Origin of the sequence: Kribbella speibonae (assembly GCF_004331375.1) — a bacterium.
Lineage (GTDB): Bacteria > Actinomycetota > Actinomycetes > Propionibacteriales > Kribbellaceae > Kribbella > Kribbella sindirgiensis.
In genome coordinates, this window is sequence record NZ_SJKC01000006.1 from 436,149 (window position 1) to 462,322 (window position 26,174).

The following is a 26,174-nucleotide window of genomic DNA, read 5'->3' on the forward strand; positions in this document are numbered from 1 at the left end:
CCAGATTCGAGGAGGCAACATGAGTTCCTTCGGCGCTGAGCCGGGCAACGCGCAGGTCAGCCGGCTCGAGGACCTGAACCGCGAGACCCGCCGGATCCGCACCACCATGGAGGGCAGCACCGGCACGGCCGAGTCCGCCGACGGCCTGGTCGAGGCCACCGTCGGTGTGTACGGCGAATTGGTCGACCTCGTGCTCGACGCCCGGATCTACCGCGCGCCGGACGCGGAGGTGCTGGCTTCGCAGATCAGGACCGTGATCAACGACGCGCACTCGAAGGCCCAGGACGCCGTCCGCACGACGCTGACGGATCTCTTCCCGAAGGATCTCGGCGGCCCCGAGGACTTCGCGTTCGAGCCGTTCCTGCGGATGGCCGGCCGAGCGGCCGAGGGCGGCACCCGCTGATGGCCGGCGAGCGGATCAGCCTGCACGGCAGCGGCGCGGACCTCGACATGCTCCCGTCCGAGACGAACGCGGCGGCGCACGAGATCGGCGACGCCGGCCGCATCATCGGCGACACCTGGAAGGTGATCGGCCCGGCCCTCGCGGCCGACGAGGCCGCGGTCGGAACCGGGCTGGACGATCTCAGTGCCACGTTCCGGCGGGACTACAACGCCAGCAAGCCGCAGCTGGAGCAGCTCGCGTCCGGTGCCGAGGAGAACTTCACCAAGATGGGCACGAACGCGAACGACATCGTGGCCAAGTACGTCGAACTCGCCCGCCAGCAGGCCGACCGGTTGCGCAGGGTGTAGTGATTCCCGAGCCCTCCGGTCCGCTGTGGGACTGGCTGCAGAAACTCGTCGACTCGACCCAGATCTTCCCCAACGTCGACGAGGACGCCGCGGACCGGATGGGCGCCAATTGGAAGACGGTCGAGAAGGCGATGGCCGACACCATCGCGGCGGCGCAGGCGGGCAACGACCGGATTCCGGCCGTGTGGGGAGACGGGAACGGGCAGCTCTACCACCAGAACCTCCAGCAGGCGCTGGGCAGCGACGGGTACCAGACGGCGGTCCAGTCGTTCGCGGACATGTCGGCGATGTGCACCAACTTCGCCGTGAACGTACGGCAGACCAAGAACCAGATCTGGTCCGAGCTGATCATGAACGCGATCTTCTTCGCCGCGACGTTCCTGCTGCCGCCGGGGATCGGCGACCTGTTCCGCTGGCGGCTCGTCGCGATCCTGGTCGAGCGCTTCTCCGCGCTGATCCGGGCGGCGGCCGAACTCACCCACGCCGCCGCCGCGGGACTCGGCGCGCGGGCGCTGTCGCTGGTCGGACACACCGCCTGGGAAGGCGTCGAGGAGGTCCTGACCGAACTCGTCGCGCAACAGCTCGACATCTGGCAGGGCGCCCGCAAGAACATCGACTGGACCCAGGTCGGGATCTCCGGGCTGGCCGGCGTCCTGGGATCGCCGATGAGCGGCGGCCTGAACGCGGCGAACAAGATCGGGCGAAGGATCGTCGGTCTTCCGGACGCGAGTCGGGTCGGGAGCCGGGTTCCGTACATCTTCCAAGGCAGCGGCAATGCCTTTGCCACCAACGCGATCACATCGCCGGTTTCCAGTGAGCTGGCGAACTACCTCGTCACGGGGAAGCCGCCGGAGTTCGGCAAAGCGTTGTCCGAGGGCTGGTTCCAGGCCGGTGTGCTCGGGGCCAGCCGCGTGCACTCGGTCCATGCCGGCGACGCCATGGGCCAGAGTGTCTTCAACCAGGTACGCGAGGCCCGCGGTATGGCGCCGTACGTCGATCCACATGGCGGGCCACCAAGTACTCCGGCCGGGCCGAACCCGGGGAGCACGACACAGTCGCCGGCGCCCGTGTCGAACCCAGCTGGATCGACTACGGCTCCCACCGGTAGCACGGCTGCTGGTGCGGGTTCGTCGACCGGTGGTGGACAGGGGTCCGCGTCGGGCGGTTCGTCCAGCGGCGGCACGTCGCAGGATGTGCAGGTCGATCGGCATGTGCAGCCCCACAGGGCAGCGCAGTCGGACCAGCAACACGACGAACAGCACCAGGAAGCCCAGCATCAGGAAGCCCAGCATCAGGACGAGCAACACCAGGACGAACAGGTCGCCGACCAGCAAACACCGGGCGCCCCGGGATCTCCCGAGCTCGCGGATCCGACCGCACAGCAGGCCAGCGACGCATCCCCGCCGGGAGGACCACCCACCGCCGACTCGCACCACGCTGTGAACGACGTGCCGCCCGGTGGAGCGGACTCGGTCCAAGGCGATCATGTCCAGCAACACGTTGAGCAGCCAGGAGCACAGGAGAGCGGCCAGGATATGAGTGCTCCGGTCGCCCCGGTGGCTGGTGGAACTGCCGCGCCTGCGCCTGTGGCGACTCAGGTGACCGGTGCGGGATCGCATCTCGCCGGCCAGGCGCCGGCACCTATCGCCGTCGCTCAGCCGACCGCTCCGCCCAGCGCCATCCCAGCCGTCCAGAAGGCGGATCCGGCCGACACCGCCGCACCAGTTGCTCCAACTGTGCAGGCAGCACCGGAGAACGACGTACCCCGGAAGCCTGGTACCAGCGAGGCAACCACCACGCCCGAGGCGGACGAGGCGACGGTGCCCGCGGTGCCAGCGGCGGACGTGGATGCGAGCGTGATGACGCCTGGCGGCGCGGCGTTGGTTGGAGAGGCACAGGCCCAGGCGGCCGCCCTGCCGGCGGAGGTGACCGAGGAGTCGAATGACGCGCCCAAACCGCTTCCGGCGCACACCACCTCGAATCGTTCCGAAGGCCCTGGCGTGGATAACACCGAGACGACTGAGGACCCCGGTGAAGTGCTCGCTCAGGACGGCGACAACGTCGTACGGCGAACCTTCGGTCCCGATGGCAAGCCGACCGAGGTACGCGTCGAGTTCCGCGGCGCCAACCAGCACGGTACGCCGAGAACGAAGCGGAGCAACCCGTTCTCCTGGGTGGCCGGCAAGGTGCGGCACCGTGACATCGTCCCGTTCGGCACGCAGTTCCAGATGTGGGCCTTCCACACCATGCAGCAGCAACTCGCCGCACTCGCCCGCGCTGGGCATACGTTTGACCTGGTCTTCCGCGCCGTACAGAACCCGGAGACCGGAATCACGGAGCTGCACGCCGAGGTCACGGTGTTCCGCGCCGGTGGCGAGGTCGTCCACGTAGCCCAGACAAACCTGTCCGAAGCAGCCACGGCCGTACGCCGCGGCGCCTTCGACACCGGCCACCCGCCGGCGCCGCGGACCGCACCGGGCGACCTGAACGTCGGAGAGTCGGCGACCTTCCGCCCGCGGGTGATCGACGTACGTACGGCGATACCGGACCACCTGGTCGCGAACCCGGAATCCCTCGACACGCTCCACGAACGCCTGACCCTGCTGGAGAAGGCCGGCCTCGACGTCAGCGTCGAGGTAACCCGCGTACCAGGACCTGACGGTGTACAGCTGGCTGTCGAAGTGAGCCATCCGAAGGGTAAGCACACGTTCGGTCCTGCCTCGATCGAGGATCTGGCGCAGGCGCTCGGCCCGACTGCCCGCGTCGAGGAAGTCACCGAGGTCTACGAAGCTCACGTCGATCAGGACGAGCAGCCCGTGGCCAGGCTGTTCCGGACGGACGATCCCGAGACGACGCCCGAGGAGTTCAGCCGGGTCGATCCGGACGCCTACACCGCCCTCCGGGACCACGCCGACGCACTCGTCCAGTCGGGCCATCAGGTGTCGCTCCAGGCGGTTCAGAACGGCGTAGAGCTCGAGGTCACCTCGCCCGACGGGACGACCGAGAAGATCACCGGTACGGCCTGGGAGGTCCTCGACCAGGTCAGTCCGATCCCTGCCGTGGTTGTCGACGCGGCGGCGGTGGCGGCCGCTGGTTCGGTCGAGGCTGCTGCGTATCAGGAACTGTTGGCACGGCTGAACGAGCGGGCCGCGGACGGCGCGTTGACGGCCGCCGCCGGCCGGATGCGTAAGGCCTTCTACCAGGTCGGGCCGGACAGCAAGCCGCGGCGAGGAATCATGTCCCGGCGCGGCGGGCTCACCGAAGCCGCGCCGGAGCGGACGTTCCCGGTCCGCTTCGGAGACCAGGAACTGTCGGTGCGGCTGCCCTGGGTCGAACAGCGCCCCCACCCGACGATCCACGACCGGAACCTCCGGCCGACCGTCCTCGAGCTCGCCCAGGTGGTCGACGGTCACCCGATCGGCACGACGCGGGTCGAGTTCTCCGACCCGGTTCTCGAAGTGTCCGAGAAGGTGATGGAGGCGTTGTCGGCGTCCCTCGAGGCGTGGCAGGACGGCACGCCCGGTCTGGGACCCGACCAGCTCGGCGACGACTTCGCTCGCACCATCGAAGGCTGGCTGGCGGACAGGCATTCCGGCGACCGCGTGTTCCGGGTGTATCTGGAGCTGGGCGGACGTGGCACCTTCGACCAGCTCTACGTACGGCTGAGCGCCGACGGCACGGTGACCGGCTTCGCGATCGTCGAGGCGAAGGGACCGAACGCCGATCTCGGCGCCCGCATGGGGGTCGACGAGGAGACCCGGTACGCCCAGGGCCATCGGGAGTATGTGCGCTCGCTGCTCGCCGCGCTGAGCGATCCAGAACGCCAGGACCGGGTCGGCGTCCTGATGGCGGAGATCGTCACGGTCGAACAGTCGGCGGAGGAGTACGCCGACCGGTACGCCTCGCGGACGGTCGCCGAGATCGAGAACTACATCGACGAGCTGCGTCATGCTCACGCCCAACGTGTTGCCGACCAGGCCGTGGCCGACCAAGTGGAGGCGCTCCGCGCGGCGCAGGGGGCTGCCAAGCAGGCTGCCCGCGACGCCGGTCTGAGCGCCAAGGAGGTGAAGCGGGCGGGCACAGTCGCGTACGCACAGGCAAAGACCGCCACGGCCGCGGCAGCCTATGCGAAGGCCGTCGACGAGTTCTCGGAAGCTGACGTCGACAGGGCTGTGCTGGCCGCGGCCGAGCGTGCCGCCGAGCTCACCGAGCAGGAACCGGCCGAGCCGACCCCTCGGCCGAAGGAGCCGAATCCGGCTTGGGAGAAGTACGTCGCCGCAGCTCGTGACGCGGGGAAGGCCAAGGTGGTGGCCGACTGGGCGTCCCGCCACGCGGACACCGTGCGCGAGTTCCTGGCTGATCCCGGCGAGGCCCGGCGGGCCTGGTACAACACGGCGTACGAGGCTGCAGCCGCTGAGGGCGGGCTCCGGACCAAGGTTCCAGCACGACCGGAGATCCAGAATCCCTTCAGCGACAGTGCTCAACTCGCCGCCGCGCTCCAGCCGTTCCTGGACGATGGTTCGCTCGAGTACTTCGTCGTACGGGCGCTGATCGCCGACGAGACCGGTGCCCGGTCGGCGCACGGGATCGAGATCACCGAGTACTCGATGGATCCGGACAGTGCCAACGAGCCGGCGACCGTCGACGTACCTGAGCACACGGCCGTGGCTGCCGAGCACGAGCACGAGCACGAGCACGAGCACGAGCATGCGGATCCGGGCGGGCGGCGGATCAACCAGGAGGCCGTGGACAACGGTCGTGGTTTGGAGCGTACGGCGGAGACGGTCGAGGAGGTCGCGGCGGCGGCGGGGGTCGATCTGACCGGCGTCGACGTGGTCATTCTCAGCGAGGCCGCCGAGTACGCGTACCTCGACGACCGGCCGGCGATGGCGAGTACGGTCCAGTTCGCCGACGGGACGGTCCGGGTCGAGCTGGGGCCGGCGAGCTTCGCCGACCGGAAGACGCTGGCGGCGACGCTCGCGCACGAGAAGACCCACGTGGACCAGTTCCACGCCGGCCGGGTCACCGGCGCCAACACACCGGAGATGGAGCACGAGGCGCACGCGAGCGAGGCGCCCGCGCTGGAAAGGTTGCAGGCCCATGACCAGATTCACGATCGAAGCGACGTACGACCTGACGAGCCGGCCAGGGCTCGTGACCCCCGGCACGATCCAGAGCGGGGCGGTCCGGGCCGGCATGGTCCTCCGGATCCTGGGAACGGACCGGGACGTGAAGGTCCTGGGCGTGGAACTCACCTGTACCGCGGGATCGGAGAGGACTCAGATGGCACTGATGATGGATCGCAGCCACGCTCCGCTGCTCCGGCCGGGGACGGTTCTCGTCAGCCCGGCCTGAACCGGAACGAGGTCGTCGTCGGCGAGAACGGCGAGCTCACCCTCCGGATCCGCAATCTCTCGCGGGAAGGCGGCGTACGTCGGCTGGTCGTCGACGCGATGCTCGCGGGCTGGGGCGCCTTCCGCGGCACGGGCGAGAGCTCTTTCCCCGCCGACGCCCGAGTCCCGTGGCAGGACTTCGGGCCCCTGCAGGAGGCGGTCGAGTCTGCAGTACGCCGCGGTCTCGAGGTCGAACTCACCTTCGTCGTCAACCCGGCCACCAAGTTGCTAGAAGCAACAGCCACCATCACCAACCCGCGCACGGGCGAAACCGCCACCCACCGCCAATCCACCATCGCCGACCTAGCCACCCACCTACACCCCACCACCGCCCGCACCGCAAACCTCACCCAACCGACCCCGCCCACACAACCAACCCCACCGTCTCGAACGACCCCGCCGGGCGGGCGGGATCGGACTTCTGGACCGGTCGCGCCCTCTGAAGCGGTCCCGCCGGCTCGGACCTCTCGACCGGGCGCGCCCTCTCAAGCGGTCCCGCCGGGCGGGTCGGCTCGGACCTCTCGACCGGGCGCGTCCTCGCGGACATCTGCCGTGGTCGGCGATCGCGGTCAGCGGCTGTCCGGTGGCGCTGCCGGGCAGGCGTCCGTCGTGCCGGAGGGGACCAACCTCCCCGCCGCGCCGCCTGGGAGCCCGCGGGTGGAGCGATCGCGGAGTGAACGGTTCCTGCCGGGGTGGTTGTTGGTGGGGGTTGAGGCCGCACGGGTGATCATGCTGGCTGAGGTCCACCGCGCCGCGGCGGTCCGCGCGGTCGTCCAGTTCGAAGCCGACCGGTATCGCGTCACGACCACCGCCGGCCGCACGTTCGTCCTGCACCTACGGATCGCCCCGCTGACGTCCACCACAGTCGCCCACTACATCGCCGTACCAGGACAAACCCCCACGGCCGAGGTGACCCTGTCCGACCGCCTCGCACTGACCGAACTGCCACAGGTCCTGGCCCGCGTGCTCGCCGAGACAGCAGCCGCGACCCTCAACCCAACACCCGCCCAACTGACCGCCACCGCCGAAACCCCCGCCCTCCAACCGGACAGCGACCCAGCACTCGACCCCCTCCTCAAAGCCGAGGACCGCGGCGCCTTGGCCGAGGCGCGAGTACTCGCCGCCGAACACGACACCACCCGCTCAGCCACGCGGAAACGCCACATCCGCGGCCTGATGGCCGCCCTGATCGCCTCGATGAGCCTCGGCAAGCAGCAACCGAACTCGGACCTGCTGCACACCATGATCACCGAACACGACAGCGAGCTGGCCCAACGCTTCGAGGACCGTCGCTCCCCGAAGGACGACCGGCTTCCGGCGAAGGCGTACGTCGTCAAGTCGCTCCGCAGTTCGGTCCTGTCCGCGGTCCTGATCGGATCCTCGGCGTACCTGGCCACCGGCAGCATCCTGACCGGTGTCGCGCTGTCGGTCCCGACGATCGTCAACTCGCTCGTCGGCGCACTGGCCGAACGCTGGCTCGACGGCCGCAAGGAGATCGGCAGGCAGCCGGCGTACGACGCCGACCGGGCGGTGCGGGACCGTGACAGTCCCGGGATGAAGGGTCTGCTCGACGGAGCACCGGAGCAGGCCCCGGACCAGGTCGTCAAGCCCCCGCGAGCCACCAAGCAGGTGCACTACCTGGTGCGTCACGCCGTACCGCTGCTCGCCGCGACCGGTACGGCCGCCGCGCTGACGGTGGCCGGTATCCCGGCGATGTCGGCGATCGTCGCGATCAGCCTGTCCGCCGTCGCGAAGTCACTGGCCGAACGCCTGGTCGACATCAAGAAACTCGATTTCCGCCTCGGCCGGGTCGATGCCACCGTCCGGAACCAGGCCGCCGACCCGGCGGCTCTGCAGAACCAGTTGGTCGCCCTCCTCCAGGACTACCGCGCGCAGTTGGAGACCCTGCGGGCCCACCTCGCCGGTACGGCGCCCACCGCCGTTCAGCGGATCGGCGAGCCGGCGACGGCCGAGTCACCCGGTACGCCGGGATTCGGCGTCCACGCGGCGGCGCAGGCGATCGACAACGTGACGGCGGCCGCCCGGCGGTTGATCAGCCATCTGACCGCGACCCAGAGCCAGGACCCGTCGAAACCCGTTGTGGACAACGATCCTACGGAGATCGCGAAACATCTGAACCTGTTCGCCGAAGGGCTGATCAACGCGGTCGGCCCGGCGATCACCAGCCTGCTGCTGGGGGCTGTTGGCGACAAGATCTTCGTCAATCTCGAGGAGCGGGCCGGCGACGCGCAGAAGAACTGGGACCACGCTCAGCGCGAGGCGGTCCGCGGCCAGGCGCTGCTCGACGTACTGGCGGACCAGTTGCAGCAGGTCGACGAGGCGATCGGGCAGTTGCGGCAACTGGTCGCCACCCACCGGCCGGGTGTCGATCTGTCCGACCGTACGGCGGATCGCGCGAGCTTCCCCGTCGCGCCGGAGCTTCCGGAGGGAGCGCGGCCGCCGGGACAGTCGAAGTACTGGGTCTATCTGTTGCAGGTCGGGTTCGCGGCGGTCGGTGCCGCGGGCGGCGTACTGGCGCTCGACCAGATCTTCGATCTCGACACCGTGAGCGTGGTCATCACGCTGGCCGGTGCTGTGGGCGGCGTGACCGGTACGCCGGTTGCGCGGATGCTGTTCCGCCGGGGCGAGCTGGAGCGGAAGGAGGCGAACGCGACCGATCTCGCGAAGCAGGCCGTCGATCGGCGCGAACTCGGGCGGCAGGCGGCGATCGGGAAGTATCTGGTCGCGCAGCTGCTCGATCAGATCCAGCAGTTGCGGGAGTTGGTGGTCGCGTCCGGACAGCCGGTCGTGGAGGTGCGGCCGGGCGATGCGGAGTACACCGACCGGGTCCGGGCGGCGGCCGAACGCGCGTACCTCGACAACCTGACGCCGGGGCCGGCGGCCACGGACCTGGACGCGCGGGCGCAGCGGGTCGCCGCGCTCGAACGGATCGACCGGATGGCGGCGGCGCTGGACTGGGCGGAATCGTCCGGTTCCGATGTCGTTTCCGCTCGGTCCCGGCTGGTGCACGCGATCGCTTTGTACGAAGGGATTGCGGACGAGAATGGCTCGCGGAAAACGTTCCCGGATCTGGCGCAGGTGTCGCCGGAGCGTGGCCGCCGGGTGACGGGCGGGCCGACCGATCAGGTACGCGCCGGCGCCGGCCGCGCCCTGGCGCGGATGCTCGGCGAGCCGGCCGGAAAACAGTTCCTCGAGGAACGCCTGGTCGCCCTGGAGGAGATCGTCCGAGCCGCCGACGCGGTCGACGCACACACGGCGGCAGGCACCCCGGAGTCCCTCGCCCACGTCCAACAACAACTCGCAGACCGCATCGCAGAATACGAACAACTCCTCCAACGAGCCGCCCTCCCAGGCAACTTCCCCCGTCCCGCAACCAGCCCCGCATCAGGTGTTCTCGGGCGGGTTGGGGACAGTGTGCTGATTTCTGTGACGGAGGGTGGGCTGGGGCAGGTGCTGCCCGGGTCTGACCCGCAGGCGCTGGGTTTGTTGGAGGCGCGGTGGATCGCGCTCGTGCGGGACGGCTACCAGGTGAACGTCACCGTCACGAAGGTCGCCGGCCGGCACGCGACGGTTGATTCGCTGGAGTTCACAGTCGAGGTCACCGACCCGCACAGCACCGTGGACGCGGAAGCAACAGACGTCTACGGGCCGGCCGACGTCCACACGCTTGTCGAGCAAATGATCACCGACCAGCAGTCATCAGGCCGCCACCGCCAACCTGACACCGCATCCGGGAACCCGCACCTCACCCCGGCCGCGTTCAACCCGGCCGACGGCCCGGTGTCCGGCCAGGTCGCCTCCAACGAGTCCGCCAACCGCGCGACCTGGAGCTTCGGTACGCCGGGACAACCCGACGAGGTCGTACTGCACCTGCAAGAAGTCCACCGCCCCGAAGCCCTGGTGAACCCGAACGGAAAGCCCGAGCCCCTGCCCCGGATCCCGCTCGACTGGGCGTTCGCCCGCGATCGCGCCCGCGGCCTGATCCCGCCGGGTGTAGCGATCTCGCAGCAGGAGTTCGCGGCGCTGGAGCAACGCATCCAGCAGCTGATCGCGGACGGGCACGCGGTGAGCGTTCGCCTCCGTGTCCTGAACGGGCAGCTGCGTGTCGACGCGTACGTACGGGAGACGACGTCCGACCGCAGCGCCGTCCACCAGGACCTGTCGCTCGCAGAACTGGTCACCGCACTCGACCAGCAGGTCCTCGCCGTTCAACCAGGCGTGGCGACCGATGCCGTACTGGCCGCTGTCGCAGAGCTCGGCGCGATCCACCTGCAGGACGGCAGCGTCCGCGTGACCGCACCCGATGGACGCCAGGTCGTGATTCCCGCCGCAACCCTCGAACGCATCACCTCCGAACTTCCCGAGGCGCCGCAGAAAACGCTGGACGCGGAGGCCGTACGACGACTCGCCGAGCACCTCGATCAGTCCGGTACTCGCCCGGCCCCGCGATCGCCCGCGGACCTGCTCCGCGCCGCGGCGCACGGTGTGGCGGCCGACGAGGTCACCCGCCGCGCCCAGGAACTCACCGGCAACCCGGCACCGCCGACGACCGGCCGAAACGAAACGGAGGACGGAGGATCCGGCGGACACCGGACACACGCGCCGCAGGTCAAGGGCACCAGATTCGTCGCGAACGGACGCGCCGCGACCGAGGGCGCGTTGACTGTCGGTCGGGTGCTGGCGGCGGTCAACGGCGTCCTCGGCTCGGATCTCGGCGGATTGAGTGTTGGCGATCCTGCTGTTGTAGGGCAGCTGGTCGTGGTCGGTTCGCAGCATTTCCGGGTCAGGATCGGCCGGGTACGGCGCGGCAAGCTGGCAGCGACCGAGGCGCGCAGTGGCACCGCGCAGGATCCGCATATCGTCACGGTCGCCGCCGGCGTCGCGGACAGCCAGCTGGCGCGGGTCTGGGTGCATGAGCTCAGCCACACCCTTCAGGAGCTGCAGTCGCCCGAAGGCGGACCGCTGCGTCGGCTGTGGGGTCGCCTGACCGGCACCGGCCCGAATGCCTGTGTCGACGCCCAGTTCAACGAGTTCCGCTACCTCCAGCGGCAGTGGGCGATGGGCGATCGGCCGGAGCTTCGTCAAGACATCGAAGGACTTGTCAATGCGATCCGACGACGCGGTCACGTCCCGCCCACCCTTCCGTGGAACACGCCGATCCCGCTCGACCCACGGGCGGAACTCAAGGCGGCGATCACCCGCCAGCTCGCCGGTCTCGACGAGACCATCGCGTCGCTCAAGGCCCTGATCGCCAGCAAGCACACGGCCGCCAAGAAGGCGATCGACGAGGCCCGCGAAGCTGCCGGGAAACGCGATGAAGTTGCCAAGGACAACGGTGCGATCGCGCGCCGTCGCGCGGCCGAGGCCGAAGTGCAGAAGCAGGCTGAACTCGCAGCCTGGCACCACCAGATCGCCACCGACTACCAGCGGGCACTCGACAGGCTGACCGCAGCGCGCGCCGGATACGCCCAACTCCTGCAGAACGCCGCAACCTCCGCACCCCGGAGCCTTGTCGCCGAAGCGCACAAGTTCGCCGCCGAGGTCGCGGCGTACCAGCTGGCTCTGGAGGGCCTTGCGCCGCCGGACGCTGCGCTGCCGAGCATGCAGCCGACCGGTCGTCTCCCGCACCTCACCGCGCTCGCCGAACGTGTCAACGCCACCTTGGTCGCGAACGGCATCGACCACACGTTCACCGCCGACGAGCTGCAGCAGCTGCTCAGCGCCGAGTTCGGCCGCGTCCTGACCGACGACGGCGTCGTACTGCGCGTCGGTACCAAGCATCCCGCCGATCTCCGCATCAAACTCGGCGTCGACGAACTGGTCGAGGTCCCCGATCCGAAGGTCAAGGCCTCCGAGATCATCAACGGCCTGTTCCCCCAGGGCGGCCGGCGTCTCGCCACCACTGCGACGTCCCGTTTCGGTACGACGTTCACGGTGCCGATGAAGGCGCTGCTGCAACTCCTTGGCCGGGTCATCCACCAGCCGTGGATCGGCGACCTCACGCTGAAGGGCGAGGTCGGCACCGGGCGCACCCGCTCCGTCACCGGGAACGCAGCCGAGTACTCCCAGGTCGGTGCGGTCGAGGACAACCGCGGCGAGTCCGTTCTCTATACCGGCAAGGCGTCCTGGCAACTCGACGTCCGCACCGACCGGACCTGGTCCGCCACCGAGACAGTTGCCGAGGGCAATGCGGAGGACGCGACAGACCTTCGCGCCTGGGTCTCGCACGCCTACACCGTCGACGCTGCCCAGGATCTCGAGCAGCGACTCGACCTCGCGAACGGCCGGCTGCCCGCGCACCTCCTGACCTCGGTCACCGGCCTCGAGCAGCTCACCGACGACGTGATCGAGGCGAACGAGGACCGTCTCGCCAAGCTCGGCTCCGACCGCACGCAGGTCGAGGACCAGCTCCACGCCATCCTGAACAACGACCTCCCGAGCCGGCTGGCCGAGTCCACCGACCACCCCGTACTGCGGCCGCTGACCGTTGACGGAAAGCCGGTCGGGCACGTCGAGGTCACGACCCGCATCCGTTACGAGAAGGTCGAGCTGGTCGGCGCGCAGAGCACCACGCACTGGCAGGAGTCGGTCCGGATCGGCTTCAGCACGGCCAGTACGCAGCAGTCCTTCGGCGCCTCGACGTCGGTGTCCCTGAAGGGCGGGTACGACGGTGAAGCGGTACACGACATCGACCCGGACGGCACGGACGTCGGACCGACCGTGAGCGGCGGACGGACGGCGACGCGGTCGGAGGCGCTGTCCGGAGGTGGTACGTCGATCCATGTCGGCGTACACCGCTTCACCGGACCGACGCAGGCCTACAGCATCGTGCTGGAACACGTCGTGAAGGTGGTCCTGGACGGCAAGGCGGCGACCACGCCCGGGGACAGCACGGTCGTGGCGCGGGTGCGGGTCAAGGACGCGTACCGGCATGGGTTGCCGGTCGATCGGAACGCGGTGCACGACGGCGGGCAGACCGTCGACGGCGAGGTCGACCCGCAGGCCGTCGTACCGGGCCGGAAACTGGAGTTTCCTGCGTGGGCCCAGGACGACGCCGGCCGGCTCAACACCGCTGGGCCGTGGAACGTGCAGGCGGTCACCGGTGGGAAGGCGGCGTTCGAGGCCATCGTGGCGCGACTGGCCGATCGCGGATTCGTTCCGCCGCTGGACGGCAACGGACATCCGGACCTCACCAAGCTCTCGTCCGACCCGGTCGAGCGGCACGCACAGCTGCGCAACCTCGAGGAACTGCGCGAGCAATTGTCGACCGAGCGTCTGGAGGCCGGGTACGACATCGCCGCCCGCGACGGGATCCTGATCACGCTCACCCATGCGCGGACGGCGCAGCCGACGGAAAACGTCGTACTTAGGATCGGGATCCAGCCGCACGCGACGAAACCACTGGGTGTCACCAGCGACGAGTCCGTCGTCCTGCTCAACATCGGATCGGAAACCGCCGGCCGGTCGGCGTCGCGGTCGAAGGCGTGGCCGTGGCGGGCCGATCCGCTGGCGGTGAGTTCGACGACCGGCCTGGACGGAAAGGCAGCGCTTTCCTACGGGCGGCAGGCGCTCGGCCGCGTCCTGGCCTGGTTCACCGGCGGCACGGTCAACCAGGTCACGCTGATCGAGAGCACGTCGCCGGTCGCGGTCTTCGAGGTCCAGCACACGCTTTCCGTCGCGGAGGGCGAGCAGACCTTCTACACCAGTGCGCCGGACGAGACCGCGCGCATCCTGATCGACAGCGACCTCCTGCCGTACGACGACGCGCTCCCGCCGACCCCGCCCACCGGCCCCGTGCGGCCGGTCGTTCTGCAGCGAATGATGTTGCTCGCCCTCGGTGCCACCGAGTTCACCGCGAAGTTGCCCAAGGCAATTAGGGATGAGGCCGCCGCGCTCCAGCAGCTCGCTGTGTTCCTGAATCCGCGGAACCTGCTGGCCCACCCGGAATGGATCGGCGGCAGGTACAGCACGACCCTTCTGGTGCCCGGAATCGGCGGCATCTCACGACGGATCGCGGTGTCGCTCACCGGCCGCCTGCAGAACCCGCAACTGGTCGCCGTGACGGAAGGCGTCAGCGGCGACATCAACCTCGCCCTCGGCAGCCACGGCTCGGGGACCGGACGCTCGCACGGCGGCAGCACCCAGGCGTCGTTCGGCGCCTCGGAGAACTCGGCCGGCGGCGGTGTCAACGCGTCGCTTGGAACCAGCGGCTCCACGTCCCGGACGGATCAGGACATCTGGGGAGTCGAGCGGCTGACGATCGAGACCGGACGGCACTACGTCTTCACCGCCGACGCCGAGGTATCCCTTGCGATAGGCAACCATCAGCCGACCGGGTCGACCGTCGGCACGGTGTTCCAGCTCGCCGAACGGGAAGCGCTGCGGTTCTACGCGCAGAACGAACTCGCGCTGCCGCTGCAGCAGGTCGCCGACGCCGTAGAACGCTTTCTGCACGGGAACCTGCAGCTCGACCGCCGGGCGGCCACGGGTCTGGTACGGCGCTACCGCGCGGAACTCGCCGCGGCCCGTCGGAGCGGAACGCCCGTACCGGCCTTGTCGGCGGAACACACCGCGCAGGCCCTCGCCGCGAAGCTGCGACCGAGCCCACGACCGCAGCCGGGGACCCCCGAGCAGCGGTTGGACGAAATCCTTCGCGATCAGCCCCCGCCGCGGATCGACTTGCCGGAGCACTACCGGGAGCACCTCGGGTTCAGCCTGATCGAGAGCACGGAACTCGACGCGAACAAAGACTTGCTGGCGGAGGTGTACGACGTACTGCGCAACGAGTTCGGTGTCGATCCGGCGCAGGATCCGGCGTTGGCGCAGGCGCTGTTCGTGGACCTCGCCGGGACACGTTGGTGGGGGCGGCTCGAGGACATGCTCGGGCGCACCGGGTTCGTGCGGAGCTATCCGGTCGGGCGTCCGGGGGAGCTCTCGGCGGAGCGGGTCACGCTGCGGATCCGGGCCGAGTTCGCGGACGAGGCCAAGAATCTGGGCGAGGCGAAGGACGTCGTCGGGATCGTGCAGCGGTACCTGTACGGCGATCGGAGCCGGTCGTGGGGCAGCGGACGGTCGTCCGGGCTGGGAGCGGACGGGTCGGTTGATCCCACGCGGTCGGGGTCGGCCAGTACGGATCGGAGCACGGGTACGTCGACGAGCGCCGGCGATCAGGTGACGCGGCTGGAACGGATCGCCGGGTTCGACGGGATGACGCGCGTCGGGCGGCGGATGCGGTTGCGGATCGAGGTGGAGCACGACGCGGCGGCGCCGAAGGTGCGGGTGCTGACCGGGAAGGTTGTGCAGTTGATTCCTACCGCTGCGGTGGGGCGGAAGGTGCCGTCGGTGCCTGTTGTTCCGGGGGAGGTCCGGTTGCCGTCGATGTACCACGTCGAGGGTGTGGGGGCGGTTGCCGGGCGAGCCGATCTGTTCGATGTGGTTGTTGACGCGTTGGCTGATGAGGAGATGCTCGGGGTTGACGGCGTACGGGCGCATCTCGCGGAGCTCGAGAACAAGTTGTCGGCTTCGGCGCGGAACGCACAGTTCAGTCGGATGGCGTCGGAGGAAGGGTTCACGCTTGCTCCGTTGGAGGTTCCTGGGTCGAAGCGGGACACGGTCGAGGTGACGATTCGCGCGCGGGTGTCCGCGGTCGAGGCCGTTTCGGCGCCGTTCGCCGGGGAGTTGGGGGAGGTCAACCGTCATCAGGAGACGGCTTCCACCACCACGACCACGGGACGGTTGCTTCCGGTCGCGGCGTCCGGGACGTACGCGATCGGATCGGTCAGCGTCGGCGACCAGGTCTCGGATGCCACGACCGACGTCCGCGGCGCCCGCACCGAACGCAGCCACTTCGAGAAGGGCGACCTGGTCACAGTCCGAGCCCGCATCACCTACGACCTCACCATCACCCGCACCCGCCACACCCCCTCCGGCGCCCCCCGCCACCGCTCCACCACCCATCACCCCGCCGCCACCACCGGCCGCGCGCACCTGACCCTCCACGCCTCCGACCACCAATCCCTAACCCCACCCACCCCACCAACGCCGCCTACTCCACCCACCCCACCGACTGCACCGCCCCAACCCACGGTGCCGATGCCGCCGACCCCGCGTCCTGCGCCGACGTCGCGGTGGCGGCCGATTCATACTGGCTTCTCGGACGACGACCGACGGAGGGCGGAATGATGTTGCCTGTAGCAAGGACCCGTGACGAGGCCCGGCTCTACCTGGATCTGACGCCCTGCACCTGCGGAGAAGCAGACGCGGACTGGCAGCATGCGACCGGCCTGCTCGACGGCGAGCTGGTGAGTGTGTACGACGCAACCTGCCCGAGCTGCACCACCGAACGAGAGTACGCCTTCGCCCTCCCCGACCAGGAAACCATTGCCGACTTCCCGAACTTCGGCGGCCCTGAACCATCGCAGCTCATCGACCCAGGCCGCTGGATCACCCTGGCGGATCACCTGGCCGGCAACCTCCCAGCAGACGACCCCGAAACATCAACCCAAGCCCTACAGATCGCCGCCGCCGCACTCACCGAGGTCATGAAGTTCATTCCGCCAGGCGCAACCGCCGTACCCGCCGAAGCCTTCAAAACCCCCGAAACCCAAGCCACCTACAACACCGCCCCCGGCCGCTTCGACCGCACCCGCCTCGAGGTCGTCCGCCGCACCTACGAGGGCACCGCGCTGACATGAAGCGGTCATCTGGCGCCGCAAGCGCTCCTCCGTCGCCAGAGTGGAGGAAAGCGAGCTGAGGAGTAGTCATGAGCGCCAGTCCGTACGGTGGTCCTCCGGTGAGCCGGAGCGGAGCGTTGCCGGTCGGACATCTCCGGCAGATTCGGGGCGTCGGGCGCGCGGCGCAGGTGGCGGCCGGGGTGGTCGTAGCCGCCAGCGTCGTCACCTCCTACACCGACGTACACCTCGCCGGAGCCGTCCGGGATTACACGTACGGCGACGACCTGACAGCGCTCAACGACGCGGACGTGCTGAACCGACTGGCCTCGATAGCCAATCTGCTGCTGTACCTGGTGGCCGGCGTCCTGGTCATCGTCTGGCTGTGGCGGGCGCGGGCGAACGCGGAGTTCTTCTGCGATGCGCCGCATCGCCGCCGGCGTGGCTGGGTCATCGGCGGCTGGATGGTCCCGATCGTCAGCTTCTGGTTCCCTGTGCAGGTCGTCGACGACGTCGTCCGCGCGAGCAGCCAGTACGTCCCGCCACGGGACGGCGCGCTGCAGGCTGCCCCGCAGGCCGCAGTGGTCCGCAGGTGGTGGGGCACCTTTCTGGCGATGAATCTCACCAGCGTGTTCGCGACCAGCCAGCAGTCCAACGGGTTGGCGGCCTCGAGTCTCTCGGCAGCTCGGAGCGCTCTGGACACCGGAGCGGCGCTGTCGATCGCCAGCACGGTTCTGGCTGTGTTGTCGGCGAGCTTCCTGAGTCAGGTGATCGCGCTCGTTGATGAGCTGCAGACTGTGCGTCCGCCGGTCCCGTGGTGGCAGACGCCTACTCCGCCGGCCTGGTGAGGAACGCGAACTGAGCCGTCTTGGTACTGCCGTCCGGTTGAGTGATCTTGGCTTCAGGTCCGAGGACGAAGCCGCTCCGCCGGAAGCGCTCGATCGCCCGGGTGTTGCGTACGTCGGGCTCGACCACGATCCGTGGATGCCCCAGGTGGTCGAACGCGAACCGCCCGAGCGCGCCGATCAGCTGTCCCGTGAATCCGGCACGCGCCGGCCCGGGCGCGATCAGCAGATGCACCCCGAGATCACCGGCCGCGACGTCGTACGCCGCCCCCGCCGGATCCGCCCGCGGGTCATAGGTCTGCAGTAGCGCGACCGGTACGTCGTCCAGCCGTACGACGTACACGTGATGCGTCGGCACCGAATCCAGGAACTCGTACGTCGCCGCAATCTCCTCCCGCGACAACGCGCCCATGCCCCAGAACGCGGCCCGCTCCTCCGTCACCCACGTATGGATGAGGTCGAGGTCGCGCGCCGGATCCGCCTCCTCGATCCGCACGGTCCCGAACCCGTCGACGGCGACGGAGTACGTGCGATCCTCCCGGACCACAGCACCGTCCGCGGGCACGAGTGAACCGCGCAACCACGACGGCAACTGGTCGTGGTGATGCGGATCTCCGAGTACGCCGGACGCGCCGAGCGGCACCACCCACCGGCTGGCCGAGCGGTCCGCGACGTCCCACGCGTAGCGCGCCGCGGACGCGCGGATGCAGACGTCGGTGAGCCCGGGCAGGCTCGACGTCGACATCACGCAGTGGTGGTCTCCGGACAGGCTGAGGTCGTACGGCTCCTCACCCGGCGCGAACACCGGACCGCGCAACGCGTGCAGCGGTGTGAGCTGGTGCGTCTCGCCCCAGGGCGGGCGCGGGCTGTTCGCGGCGACCTCCTCCAAGGCCTCGCGGGCCAGCCATTCGACGTTGACGTGCGGGATCAGGTCGGTGGCCAGGAGGTTCTCGAGCGCGTACGAGACGTGGGTGAGCGGGTCCATCCACGGGGTGAAGATGTCGGCGACGTCGGCGTTCTCGAGCATCGTGAAGTGGTCGGTGAGGCGGGAGACGAGCGCCTTGCGGATCGCGGCGTACGACGAGGCCGTCGTGCTCGTGGCGTCCATGTGGCGGTCCCACGCGAGCAGTTCGGTGCGGAGGGCAACTGCTGGTGACGAGAGGTCTTCGAGGCCGGTCAGCAGGTCCAGGACGGAGCCGGCCGAGCCGACGTACGTGTCCCGGTGGATGGTCGGCATGTCGTCGAGCGTCCAGTCTCGGCGGGCTTCCACGAGCTCGCGGATGCGGTCGACACGGTGCGGGGCGGCGAACTCGACCCCCAGCGGCGTCGCCAGTCCCCGCGCGTTGGCCATCACCGCCGGGCCGTCCACCTCCGCGCGCGGCATCTCATGCCAGCCGTCCCATTCGTAGCCGGCCTCCCACGCCGGCACGACCCGCAACCTGTTCTCGTGCCGACGCTGCGGCACCACCCCAGCCGTCCGATGCAACAGCCCACCGGAGGTATCGGCCGCCAGTACGACGTTGACCGGCTCGACCCACTCGTCGAACGCCGCGTCGACGTCGCCGACGCTGGTTGCCCGAAGCAACCGAGCCATCACCTCGAATCCAAGCCGTCCCGTGACTCGGGGCGGATAACGAAGGCTGATTCCGTCCTGGATGATCGGTCCCCGGTCGGTCTCGATCACCTCGATCTCGAGGGAGGGTGCGTCGGCGATCTCGACCATCTCGGTGTGCACCGACGCGGGCTGCCAACCGTCCGGACCCAGCGCTTCGACACCCGATTCGGTCCGCCGGAGTTGTTCGGCGTACAGGTCCTGGTAGTCGGCCATGGCGTTGGTGATGGACCAGGCGACGCTGCCGGTGTGCCCGAAGTGCGCGAGCCCCGGGATGCCGGGAACAGCAAGCCCGAGTACGTCGTACTCAGGGCACGTCAGCCGGATCTGCTGATACACACCGGGGCTCTCGATGTACCGGTGCGGATCGCCCGCAACGATCGCCTGACCACTGGCGGTGTGCGACCCGGGGATCAACCACCCGTTGCTCCCCGCCCCATGCGGCCCCTCCGACGAGAACAGCTCCAGCGACGCGTCCCCGAGCTGCTCGGCGACATGAGTCCGCCACAGCTTCGAAGGGAACCCGGCGAACAGGATGTGCACCGCCAACCAGATCCCGAGCGGCGTCCACGGCTCCCACTCCTGCAGCGTCAGCCCGGTCTCGGCGAACTCCGGCGCGCGCATCGCCCCACCCGGCAGCGCGTGGTTTACCCCCTCGACGTACGCCGTGACCCACTCGCGCGTCTCGTCGTCGAGCGACTCGAAGCACCGCTGCGCCGTGTCCGCCAACCGCGCCTGCCGTGCGAACACGTCCCACCCGACGGCCTCCGCGCCGAGGAACGCCGCGCTCGTCCCGAGGTACCGCCGGCGCTCCAGCTCGATCTGCCAGGCCCGGTCCCGGGCGGCGTTCACGCCTTGCAGGTACACCAACGCGAGCGGATCCCCGGCCTGCAGGTGCGGTACGCCGTACGTGTCCCGGAACACCCTCGCGTTCACAAACATCCCCCACATCATTTAGGTTAGGCTGCGCTAACTTACAAAGCAGCAATCCGAGTCGCAAGAGCAATTGTCGCTGGAGGTGTGCAGTGGGGCACGGCTGGGAAGGCGTGGTGCTCAAGCTGTTCCGCGGGAAGGACTTCACCTTCACCGTGACCGGTGCCGAACAGGTCACCGAGCGCTACCGCCGGGTGCACTTCACCGACGGCGGTCTGCTGGAGACGCTCGGCGTGCACCCGACGATGTGGGTGCGGCTCTGGTTCGACAACGCCGGCAAGCCGCACCAGCGCGCGTACACGCTGGTCGATCCGGACGTCGAGGCCGGCACGTTCAGCCTGGAGTTCGCGCTCCACGACGGCTGCGCGAGCGACTGGTCCCGCAAGGCCGAGCCCGGCGACACGATCGAGGCGACGGTGCAGGGGACCGGGTTCGAGATGCCGGACCCGCTGCCGCCGCGGCTGCTGGTGGTCGGTGACCCGGCGTCGCTGCCCGCGATCAACTCGCTGCTCGCCGTCGCGCCGAAGCTGCCGGCCACGATCTGGTTCGAGACCACGCACGACGCCGACGGCGAGCTGCCGTTCCGGATCGAGGACCATCACGATCTCCGGACGGTACCGCGGACGCAAATGGTCGAGCAGGTGAAAACGGATCTCCGCGACTTGGTCGCCCCGGACACCTACGTGTGGATCGCGTGCGACACCACGACCACCCGCGAACTCACGTCGTACGTCCTGAAGGATCTCGCCGTCCCGAAGCACCGGGTGAAATCCCTCGGCTACTGGAAGGCCGCGTAATCTGGCGCCCGTGATCACGCCGCTCGACCTGACCGACCGCGCTCTCGCGGAGCGGCTGCTGACGATCCAGCACGCCGCGTACGCCGTGGAGGCCGAGCTGATCGGCTTCGACGGGATCCCGCCGCTCCAGGAAGACCTCGACGGCCTGATGTCCTCGACCGAACTCTGGCTCGGCCGGTACGACGGCCCGCTGCTCGTCGGCGCGATCGCGTACGAACTGTCTGCGGACTCGGTCGAGATCAGCCGCCTGATCGTCGACCCCGCGCACGCCCGCCGCGGCCACGGCCGAGCCCTCCTCGACCACCTCGACCGGATCGAACCGCGACCGATCAGCCTGGTCTCCACAGGCTCGGCCAACCTCCCGGCCGTCAACCTCTACAAGTCCCGCGGCTACACCCCGGCCGGCGAGGTAGAAGTTGCCCCCGGCATCCACATCACGCAGTTCCGCAGGTCCGGCTCAGCACAGCGCTGAGCCGGACCTGCAACAGGCTCAGTCGGCGGACAGTGACAGCGCGACCCAGCTGATCGCCGGAAGCGTCATCGTCAGACGGCCGTCGACGAGCTGTGCGTCGACCTGTTGTGGGGTAATGCGGTCGGGGTGCTCGGGGGTGTTCGTGGCCAGTCCGTCCGTGTCGTGCACGATGACCGCCTCGTCGATGGTCGACACCCCGCTCCGGCTGACGTCGATCGTGACCTCGATCGGGCCCTCGGTCGAGCGGTTGACCGCGAACACCGCGAGCTTGCCGTCGTCGTAGGTCGCGACCGCGTCGACGGCGGGCACCTCGCCGAACTTGGCCGTCGTGACCGTGGGGGAGTCGGTCTCGACCCGCAGGACCTGGCCGGCCGCGAGCCGGGACGTGATCGCGAACGGGTGGAACGTCGGCTGCCGCCAGGCCGCGCCGCCGGGCTCGGTCATGATCGGCGCGATCACGTTCGCGAGCTGCGCGAGACAGGCCACACCGACGCGGTCGCTGTGCCGCAGCAACGAGATCAGCAGGTTGCCGACCACCACCGCGTCGGTGACGTTGTACTCGTCCTCGATCCGCCGCGGCGCCACCTCCCACTGGTCGCCCGGTCCGTCGGTGCGGCGGGAGCGCTCGCCGTACCAGACGTTCCATTCGTCGAACGAGATGCCGATCTTCTTGCTGCTCTTGAGTTCCGCGCCGACGTGGTCGGCGGTCGCCACCACGGACTCGATGAAGTGGTCCATGTCCACCGCGGACGCGAGGAACGACGCGGTGTCGCCGTCGTCGTTGCCGTAGTAGGCGTGACACGAGATGTACTCGACGAACTCGTACGTCTCCCGCAGCACGTCCCGTTCCCAGGTGCCGAACAGCGGCATCTTCGACGACGACGAGCCGCACGCGACCAGCTGCAGGTCCCGATCGATCATCCGCATTGCGCGAGCGGTTTCCGCCGCCAGCCGCCCGTACTCCGTCGGCGTCTTGTGGCCCACCTGCCACGGGCCGTCCAGCTCGTTGCCGAGACACCACAACTTGATCCCGTACGGCGACGCGCCGTGCTGCTCGCGCAGGTCGGAAAGCGTCGTACCGCCGGGATGATTCGTGTACTCGAGGAGGTCGAGCGCCTCCTGGACGCCGCGGGTCCCGAGGTTGATCGCCATCATCGGCTCGACCCCGGCCTTTGCGCACCAGCGGCTGAACTCGTCCAGCCCGAACTCGTTCGTCTCGACGCTGTGCCAGGCGAGGTCGAGACGGCGCGGCCGGTCCGGGCGCGGGCCGACGCCGTCCTCCCAGCGGTAGCCGGAAACGAAGTTTCCGCCCGGGTAACGAACCACGGAAACACCCAGCTCACGGGTCAGTTCCAGGACGTCCTTGCGGAAACCGTCCTCGTCGGCGGTGGCATGGCCGGGCTCGTAGATACCGGTGTAGACGCACCGGCCCATGTGCTCGACGAAGGTTCCGAAGGTCCGGCGGTTCACGGGCGCGATCGTGAAGGCCGGATCGATGGTCAGTATGGCAGCGGGCACCAGGTTGCTCCTGTCTTGGTGTTCAAAAGCAGTGTCTAGCCCTTGATCCCCGCGTCGCCGACTCCGCGGACGACGTGGCGCTGGAACAGGGCGTAGACGATCAGCAAGGGAAGGCCACCCAGCACGGCCGAGGCCATGATCTGGGCGTAGCGCAGGCCGTACGAGCCCTGCACGTTGGCCAGGCCGACCGGGATCGTCATCATTGACGGGTCGGTGGTCACGATGAAGGGCCAGAGGAAGTTGTTCCAGGCCCCGATGAAGGTGAAGATGCCGACGGCGACCAGGATCGGTCGCGACATCGGGACCATCACGCTCCAGACGATCCGCCAGCGGGACGCGCCGTCGACCCGGGCGGCGTCCTCGTAGTCGTGGGAGATGCCGTCGAAGAACTTCTTCAGTACGAACACCATCACCGGCGCGACCACCTGCGGCAGCACCATGCCCCAGTACGTGTCGACCAGGCCGAGCCCGGTCATCTCCTGGAACAACGGCACGATCAGCACCTGCGGTGGTACCAGGATGCCGGCGATGATGAGTCCGAACAGCACCTTGCGCCCCGGGAACTTGGTCCGGGAGAAGCCGTACGCCGCCAGCACCGACACGATCAGCGTCAGCGTCGTCACGAGCACCGACACGATCGTGCTGTTGAAGAACCAGCGGACCAGGTCGCCCTGGTCGATCACACTCCGGTAGGCGTCGGTGGTAGGAGACTCAGGCAACCAGGTGATCGGGGCGCGGGTCGTCTCCGGCTCCGGCTTCAGCGACGTGTCGAGCGCCCAGAGCAACGGAACCAGCCAGACGACGGCGAGGATCACCGCCCCGACGGCACTCGCCGTCCTGGGGAAATTCCAGCGCGGCGGCTTTGTTGCTGCGGGCAACGTAGCGGTCGTCATTCCGCCTCCCCTCGGCCGGAGAAGAGTTTGAACTGCGCGACCGCGACGATCACGATGATCGCGAAGAAGAGGTACGAGATCGCGGACGCGTAGCCGATCCGGTAGCTGGTGAAGCCGGTCTCGTAGATGTACATGATGATCGGCCGGGTCGCGTGGTTCGGCCCGCCGGTCGTCATCAGGTAGATCTGGTCGAAGATCTTCAACGACGCAACGAGTTGCAGTACGACGATCAGCCCGGTCGTACGGCTCAGCAACGGCAGCGTGATCCGGAACAGCTGCTGCCGCCCGTTCGCTCCGTCGATGGCGGCAGCCTCGTACACCTGCGCCGGAATCCCTTGCAGGGCGGCCAGATAGAGCAGGAAGTTGAACCCGACCGTCCACCAGACGGTCGTGATCACCACGGCGAGCATCGCCCGGTTCTCGGTGTTCAGCCAGTCGATCTCGGTGAACCCGCCGGCCGTCAGCAGGCCGTTCACGAGGCCGAATCCGGGCTGGTAGATCCACACCCAGATCAGCGTCACGACGGTGGCCGGCAGGACGAACGGAGCGAAGTACGAGAACCGCAGGAGCCAGCCGAGCAGACCTTTGCGATTCGCGAGCAGCGCCATCACGAGCGCGATGATCACCAGCGGCGGCGTACTCATCGCGGTGAAGACCAGGGTGTTCTTGAGCGACGACCAGACGGCCGGGTCGCCGAACAGGTCCCGCCAGTTCTGCAGGCCGAGGAACTCCTGCTTGACGCCGGCCAGGCTGGTGTTGAAGAAGCTGTTCCACAGGCCGGAGACGATCGGCCAGAGCATGAACAGGACGAACAGCAGCAGGAACGGCGCCACGAAGAACAGCCCGCCCCAGCGTTCCTTCCAGGGCTGTCCGGTCTCCGGCTTCGCCGTGGTCGACGGCGTACCGGTAGTGACGCGTGGGGGTGTCTCTACGGCCATGACCGACCTCCTTAGACCGGGGACGGGGTGTCGAGGAGCTTCTGGGTGGCGGCCTTGAACTGCGCGAGCGCGTCCTTCGGCGTCGCCTGACCGGAGAAGACACCGCTGAACGCCGCGGCGGCCTCGTTCTGCAGTTGCGCACCGGATCCGCTGAACCACGCGTCCGGGTCGAACAGCACGTCCGGCGCCACGCTGCGGTACTCCGCCTGCGGCTTGAGGTTCAGGTACTCCTGGCTCTTCGCCACCGGCTGGTACGCCGGAACGTGACCGCCGGCCGCCCATTCCGCGCTGTGCTTGAGCATCCAGGCGATGTACTCGACCGTCGCCTTCGTGTCGTCCTTGTTCCGGTTGCTCTGGTGCGGCAGCACGAACGTGTGCGCGTCACCGGCGTACTTCGGGACGTCGTACACGACCGGGAACGGCGCCATGCTGAACGGCATCTTCGCGGTCTGGTACGTCGTGACTTCCCACTCCCCGTTGAAACTCAGGCCGGCGTCACCGTTGGTGAACTGCGCGACCAGCGCCGAGTAGTTCGACGACCGCGGCGTGAGCCCGTCGGCGGCGAGTTTGGCCATCAGGGTCAGGGCTTCCAGCGCCTTGGCGTCGTCGAGCACGAGCCGGGTGCCGGTCTCGTCGAAGAACTTCCCCTCGAGCTGCCCGTACAGCGTCCACCAGAGCCGCCACGGGTTGGTGGTCTCGACCGACGCGCCGAACTTGCCGGTCACGTCCTTGACCGCCTTCAGCATGTCGAGGAACGCGTCGACGCCCTGGACGGTCTTGATCTTCCCGTCCGCGCCGAGCAGCCCGGCCTTCCGGCAGATCTCGGTGTTGTAGTAGAGGACGAACGGATGCGTGTCCAGCGGTACGGCGTACAGCTTGCCGTCCACGACCGCGCGGTTCCAGGACGTCGGCAGGAAGTCGGACTCGGTGACGCCGGCGTCCGCCAGCAGGTCCACCGGGATCGGGTCGAGCATCGTCGTCGGGCTGAAACCCTTCAGCCGGGACAGGTGCAGGGTCGCCACCTCGGGCGCCCGGCCACCGGCCGCGGACATCGCGAGCTTGGTGTAGAACGGCGGGCCCCAGGCCAGCGTGTGCGCCTCGAACAGGACGTCCGGGTGCTCGGCGATGTACTGCTGGTGGATCTGCAGGAGGCGGGCGCCGTCACCGCCGCCGAACAGGTTCCACTCGCGGACCTTGGGTTTGGACTTGAGGGCGCCACAGCCGGTGAGGGCGAGGGTGCCGAGCAGGCCACCAAGTACTGCTCGACGCCCCGGGCGAAAGGGGGCGTGGTCAGGGGGCATCTGTCCTCCAGGCGGAAGTGGAGCACGGATT

General features: G+C 68.9%; 12 protein-coding genes. 7 read left to right on the forward strand and 5 right to left on the reverse strand.

Annotated elements, in window-relative coordinates; all coding sequences use genetic code 11:
• Positions 1–19: 19 nt before the first annotated feature.
• From E0H92_RS36405 to E0H92_RS36425, 5 genes are all read left to right on the forward strand, one after another.
• A complete protein-coding gene (locus E0H92_RS36405) occupies positions 20–403 on the forward strand; it encodes a YbaB/EbfC family nucleoid-associated protein (protein WP_131466284.1) in 384 nt (127 codons plus the stop codon).
• A complete protein-coding gene (locus tag E0H92_RS36410) occupies positions 403–750 on the forward strand; it encodes a hypothetical protein (protein WP_131466282.1) in 348 nt (115 codons plus the stop codon). The genes E0H92_RS36405 and E0H92_RS36410 overlap by 1 nt, the downstream gene beginning before the upstream one ends.
• Positions 750–16,346 (forward strand): WXG100-like domain-containing protein, encoded by a 15,597-nt coding sequence (locus E0H92_RS36415; RefSeq protein WP_131499414.1) that lies wholly within the window; start codon positions 750–752, stop codon positions 16,344–16,346. The genes E0H92_RS36410 and E0H92_RS36415 overlap by 1 nt, the downstream gene beginning before the upstream one ends.
• Positions 16,343–16,858 (forward strand): hypothetical protein, encoded by a 516-nt coding sequence (locus tag E0H92_RS44455; protein WP_165550182.1) that lies wholly within the window; start codon positions 16,343–16,345, stop codon positions 16,856–16,858. Before E0H92_RS36415 ends, E0H92_RS44455 begins: the two co-directional genes overlap by 4 nt.
• A gap of 68 nt (positions 16,859–16,926) precedes the next feature.
• The gene (locus tag E0H92_RS36425; RefSeq protein ID WP_131499415.1) at positions 16,927–17,682 is read left to right on the forward strand and encodes a DUF4328 domain-containing protein; all 756 of its coding nucleotides are present in this window, start codon (positions 16,927–16,929) and stop codon (positions 17,680–17,682) included.
• On the opposite strand, the gene E0H92_RS36430 is transcribed toward E0H92_RS36425, so the two are convergent.
• Positions 17,663–20,233 carry a GNAT family N-acetyltransferase gene (locus tag E0H92_RS36430; protein WP_238153203.1) on the reverse strand — a complete coding sequence of 857 codons (2,571 nt, stop codon included), beginning with the start codon at positions 20,231–20,233 and terminating at the stop codon, positions 17,663–17,665. The two genes, E0H92_RS36425 and E0H92_RS36430, sit on opposite strands and share 20 nt — an antisense overlap.
• 83 nt (positions 20,234–20,316) lie before the next feature.
• On the opposite strand from E0H92_RS36430, the gene E0H92_RS36435 reads away from it, so the two are divergent.
• Together E0H92_RS36435 and E0H92_RS36440 are read left to right on the forward strand one after the other, a co-directional pair.
• Positions 20,317–21,021 carry a siderophore-interacting protein gene (locus tag E0H92_RS36435; protein WP_131499416.1) on the forward strand — a complete coding sequence of 235 codons (705 nt, stop codon included), beginning with the start codon at positions 20,317–20,319 and terminating at the stop codon, positions 21,019–21,021.
• 10 nt (positions 21,022–21,031) lie between these two features.
• Positions 21,032–21,493, forward strand: a complete 462-nt coding sequence (locus E0H92_RS36440) for a GNAT family N-acetyltransferase (protein WP_131499417.1) — start codon at positions 21,032–21,034, stop codon at positions 21,491–21,493.
• An 18-nt stretch (positions 21,494–21,511) separates the two neighbouring features.
• Here the strand turns inward: E0H92_RS36440 and arfA are convergent, their stop codons facing one another.
• Genes arfA through E0H92_RS36460 form a run of 4 tightly spaced genes read right to left on the reverse strand, consistent with a single transcriptional unit; the run spans position 21,512 to position 26,143 of the window.
• On the reverse strand, positions 21,512–23,011 hold the full coding sequence (arfA, locus tag E0H92_RS36445; RefSeq protein ID WP_131499418.1) for an arabinosylfuranosidase ArfA: 1,500 nt from the start codon (positions 23,009–23,011) through the stop codon (positions 21,512–21,514).
• 35 nt (positions 23,012–23,046) lie between these two features.
• A complete protein-coding gene (locus E0H92_RS36450; RefSeq protein ID WP_131499419.1) occupies positions 23,047–23,904 on the reverse strand; it encodes a carbohydrate ABC transporter permease in 858 nt (285 codons plus the stop codon).
• Positions 23,901–24,842, reverse strand: a complete 942-nt coding sequence (locus tag E0H92_RS36455; protein WP_131499420.1) for a carbohydrate ABC transporter permease — start codon at positions 24,840–24,842, stop codon at positions 23,901–23,903. The genes E0H92_RS36450 and E0H92_RS36455 overlap by 4 nt, the downstream gene beginning before the upstream one ends.
• 11 nt (positions 24,843–24,853) lie before the next feature.
• Positions 24,854–26,143 (reverse strand): extracellular solute-binding protein, encoded by a 1,290-nt coding sequence (locus tag E0H92_RS36460; protein WP_131499421.1) that lies wholly within the window; start codon positions 26,141–26,143, stop codon positions 24,854–24,856.
• Between the last annotated feature and the right edge of the window lie 31 nt (positions 26,144–26,174).